A 4,662-nucleotide genomic window follows, 5' to 3' on the forward strand; every position below is an offset into this window, starting at 1 on the left:
ACATAGGTCGCTGCGAGAGTAGGATTCTTCTTATCTGAAACATCAATAATCCACAGCGTATCTGAACCTTCATGGCTCCAATCATAAAACTTAGCCATGATAACATAATCCCCCAGAACTTCTATCCCGCCTACCCAGGGGTCACTTAAATCCCCTGTGGGACAACGCCAGCTGCCTACTATCTGCATGTTGTAACCCTGAGGGAAGGCAAGGGAGAGTGTGAGTAAGATTGATATCAGAATGATTAGCTTTCGGGACATAAGGTAAACCTCCGAAAAATTTTGTGCGCCTATTTTATATTATTGGAAAATTGGGGGTGTGGCAACGGGAAATCGCGGAGACCGCGGGAAAACGGGAACGGCGGAGGGGAGGTGGAAAGATTTGAATCGCGGATACCACGGGAAAACGGATACCGCGGAGGCTAAGGTTTTTTATTTTATCATAACGAATTTCGTTACGGCTTTTCGTCCTTCATTGCTTGAGACGGCAAAATAGACTCCCGGAGTGGGGTTGAACTTGATTGTTTAGTTCTCATCTAAAACTCTTGCGGTAACTATTTTTACTTGCAATGATGATCCCACTTTTCCTTTGAAATGGATTTGTTAATGTTTAAATTTCACATATGCCCAAAGCCACTAAATACACGGTATTGCGAAACTGGATGCTCTTTGTTGGATTGTTAGCGTTTTTCTCATTAGTGGTGAGACCCGGACTTTCCATGCCTAAAAGCTGGGACTTTTTCTGGCACATTGTTGACGGTATTATAGTTGTATCTTTCGTGGTAAGTTTCATTTTGCGCTTCATATGGGCACCTGACAAAAAACTCTTCGTTCGCGCCAATGCGTTCGAGCTTGCAATTTTGTTTATATTCTCCATGCAGCTTTTTATAATGATTTTATTTCTGCGCCAGCCTCAGGTTAGCGAAGCGATAAAAAGTATAGGGACGGTATCGATAACTAAAATCTATGTTCTTTTCGCGCAGGTTTTTATAGTTGTCGAGCTTATAGCCAATCTTGGCAGGATTAATGCGCGAGTAGCCTCTCTTCCGCTCTCACCGCCGGTTCTTTTCGTGGGGAGTTTCGTTTTCGTTATAGCGGTTGGCACCCTTCTTTTGAGTCTTCCCGGTGCGACGAAACACGGTATAAAGTTTATAGATGCGCTTTTCACGGCGACATCAGCAACATGCGTTACGGGGCTTATAGTTATGCGCACGGGCGCTGATTTCACGCGATATGGACACAATGTGATACTTGGGTTGATTCAAATAGGCGGACTTGGACTTATGACATTCGCGACATTCTCTGCGCTTATTCTGAGGGGCGAGATAGGGATAAAAGAGCGCGTTCTTCTTGGCGACATACTTAACATCCGCGTGTTCAGCAAGATAAAATCGCTTGTAATAGCTATAATATTGTTCACACTTGTAATCGAGGCTTTGGGTGCTGTTGGCCTTTATTTCGCTACCGGTGAATACGAGTCCCTGCCTGAGGGGCGCCTTTATTTCTCGGTTTTTCATGCGGTAAGCGCTTTTTGCAACGCTGGCTTCTCGCTGTGGGATACTAATCTTGCGCGATTCGTTCATAATCCGTTAGGTTCGATAATAATGATGGTTCTCATAGTTCTTGGCGGACTAGGTTTCGTGGTTTTGACGGACCTGTGGACGATATTTACGGCTCCATTCAGGAGAAGGAGGAATGTTGGCTTAAGTCTGCATTCCAAGCTGGTTCTGATACTGACTTTGTCGTTGATATTATCCGCCACCATTGTTTTCTTCCTTCTTGAGCGTGGGCATATACTTTCGGGTCTTAGCACAGCGGAGAAATGGATTGCCTCTTTCTTTCAGGCTATAACGCCGAGAACTGCTGGGTTCAACACAGTATCAACTGGTGCGTTGCGCTATCCTACACTTTTTCTTCTCGGGATATTGATGTTTATAGGAGCATCACCGGGTTCCACTGGCGGCGGAATAAAAACCACTACTTTCGGAATAATAATTTTGGGGATTATAAATCGTTTGCGCGGGCATGAGGAGATAAAGGTTTTCAACAGAACCATACCGTGGTATGTGATGCAACAAGCTGCCATGGTAATGTTTCTTGGGCTTACAGTTGTCTCGTTGGGACTTTTCGGGCTTCTAATTCTGGAGCCGGATAAAGGATTTATGAATCTTTTATTCGAGCAGCTTTCAGCATTCGGAACAGTAGGGCTTTCGACAGGGATAACGCCGAACTTGTCAGCGGGTGCAAAACTTATTATTATTGTTACGATGCTCGTAGGTAGGATTGGACCACTTACTTTTCTTACTGCTATAGCGTTCAGGATGAGAAAGAGCAGGGTAGGTTTTCCCAAAGAGGACATTTTGATTGGATAGGAGCTGGTTATGCGATACTTGGTTTTGGGGGCAGGACTTTACGGAAGAAGCCTCGCAAGAAGGCTTATGGAGCTCGGAAGCGAGGTTATCGTGGTTGACCGCGACGAGGAAACCATTGACGATATGAAAGAATTGGTTACCAATGCTGTGATAGCTGATATAACCGATAGGCAAGTTCTTGAGGAGATAGTCGATAGATTCAAGCCTGATAGTGCGGCGGTATGTTTCGGTGAAAGCTTTGATGTGACGATGCTTGCCTGTATATATTTGAGGGAACTCGGGATAAAAGAGATAGTTGCGCGGGCTTCAAGTGTTATGCAGGGCGAGATACTAAGAAGACTCGGTATAGATTGGATAGTTTTGCCGGAGCAGGACAGCGGAGAAAGAATAGCAGAATATATAATTCTTGGCGAGAGTGAGCAGATAAAGCTTGATCCTGAGACCTCACTGGCGAGGCTGAGGCTGCCTAAATCTGTTGTTGGGAAAACCCTTTCCGAGTTGCCCTTCAAAAAATTTGGTATTGAATGCCTTTTTGTGCACAGAGTATATGTTACTCCACATGTTTCAAAACTAATCCCACCCTCGGAGGACCCAAAGCTTGAGGAAGGTGATAATCTTATAGTTGTTGGCTCACCAAGAAGGATTGCGAAGTTTATTGATGGAATCAAATGATATCAAAAATGATAAGAAATAATAAAAGACTGTTGATAAAAAACTGTTGACAAACAGAATTATAAAAATAAATTTTAATAAAAATGTTTATGTTGATGCGGTTAAAGTATTAGATGGCAATGAGAATTAAGAGAAAGGAGTTGTCATGAGGAGGGTATGCTTTTTGGTTGTTGTTCTCGCCGTGTTGCTGGGAATTTCATTTGCTCAATCCCCCCGTTATGAGGTTATGCTAAACAGACCAGATATTGTTGGCCTTACAGGGGGTGGCGACACCAAACTCGACGGTATAGCCACGACAGGTCTTTCTGTGGGGACTATAGTTTTGGTTTACGATGAAAGCAGCGGTGAGACGCGTATTTACCGTTTGAGCGACACCTCGGGTGTGGTTTCGGACAGCATTCCTATAGTGATAGTTCCTGATGATTACAACGCCACCACGAACCACAAGGTCTGGAAGCTATCGATGTCGAGTGATGCAGATGAGACAGGTTCGAGCGATACGATAAGTCCTGGTAGTGGGGATACTACGGATACTATAGTTGTTGCAGCGCAGCTTAAGGTTTACGGAGAGCTTATTGCGGACTCTATTCAGTCTGCTGGTGATACGCTTTACATTGACAAGCCGTTCCACTCTGTAGGGTTTAATAATGTTGGCACGGCGACTATAACGGGGCTTGCGACAGTAAATGGTGGTATTAACATTACAGCTGGTGGTCTTGATATAGATGCGGGTGGAATAAATGTTGATGCAGGCGGGCTTAACATCAATGCGGGCGGTGCGAGCATAACGGGCGCGGTGACGATAACTGGTTCAGAAACTATCAGCAACGCATTGTATGTGGACACGATAGATGTCGAAAGCTACGATTCAGTTGTTGTTAATGATGATCTTAAGGTTGTTGGTGACCTTCTTGTTACAGGTTCGATAACGGGCAGTTATTTGGGGGCGATGGATACAGTTTGGGCTAATTTCTCGGCTGGGAAGAGCCACACTACTGATACAGTAGTAACCTACGATAACCTCAAAGTCTATGGTGAGCTTATTGCGGACTCGATACAGTCCGCTGGTGATACGCTCTATATCGACAAGCCGTTCCACTCTATTGGGTTTAACAATGTTGGTACTGCGAATATAACGGGGAACACCGATATAGGCGGTGATCTTAATGTTACAGGTGATTTTAGCGCCAATGAGGGCACATTCAACGGTAATTTGACGGCGAACAGCGGGAACATAACTAATGATTTAACTGTTGGCGGCAATCTCACTGTGACAGGTGACATAAGTGGTGATAACGGTAGCTTTAGCGGCAATTTGGATGTTACAGGCGATTTGAGCGCTGACAGCATTCATGCGGGCGATGATGTAGTGGTCAGCAACAATCTTGATGTGAGTGGCACTGGTCATTTTGTAGGTAATGTTACTATTGATGGTGATTTGACGGTTAATGGGAATTTAGTGAATGGTAATATAGAAATTGATACACTTTATAGGGGCGATAAGGGTACGGTTACGGACACCATTGTGGCGTATGATAATTTCAAGGTTTACGGTGAGTTGATAGCGGATTCGATACAGGCGGTGGGGAATGTAATATCGATAAAGGACAGCATAGATG

Annotated in this window: 4 protein-coding genes; 3 read left to right on the top strand and 1 reads right to left on the bottom strand. The window is 44.5% G+C overall.

Going from position 1 to position 4,662, the window contains the following annotated elements:
• On the bottom strand, positions 1-260 hold a 260-nt coding region (locus J7J62_04855; protein ID MCD6124482.1), incomplete at its 3' end, for a hypothetical protein.
• 362 nt (positions 261-622) lie between these two features.
• On the opposite strand from J7J62_04855, the gene J7J62_04860 reads away from it, so the two are divergent.
• From J7J62_04860 to J7J62_04870, 3 genes are all read left to right on the top strand, one after another.
• Positions 623-2,371, top strand: a complete 1,749-nt coding sequence (locus J7J62_04860; GenBank protein MCD6124483.1) for a Trk family potassium uptake protein — start codon at positions 623-625, stop codon at positions 2,369-2,371.
• A 9-nt stretch (positions 2,372-2,380) separates the two neighbouring features.
• Positions 2,381-3,043 carry a TrkA family potassium uptake protein gene (locus J7J62_04865; protein MCD6124484.1) on the top strand — a complete coding sequence of 221 codons (663 nt, stop codon included), beginning with the start codon at positions 2,381-2,383 and terminating at the stop codon, positions 3,041-3,043.
• Between the two features lie 145 nt (positions 3,044-3,188).
• Positions 3,189-4,662 (top strand): hypothetical protein (locus J7J62_04870; GenBank protein MCD6124485.1); only part of this gene is annotated, 1,474 nt, incomplete at its 3' end.

It is taken from the genome of bacterium (assembly GCA_021159335.1).
GTDB lineage: Bacteria > UBP14 > UBA6098 > B30-G16 > B30-G16 > JAGGRZ01.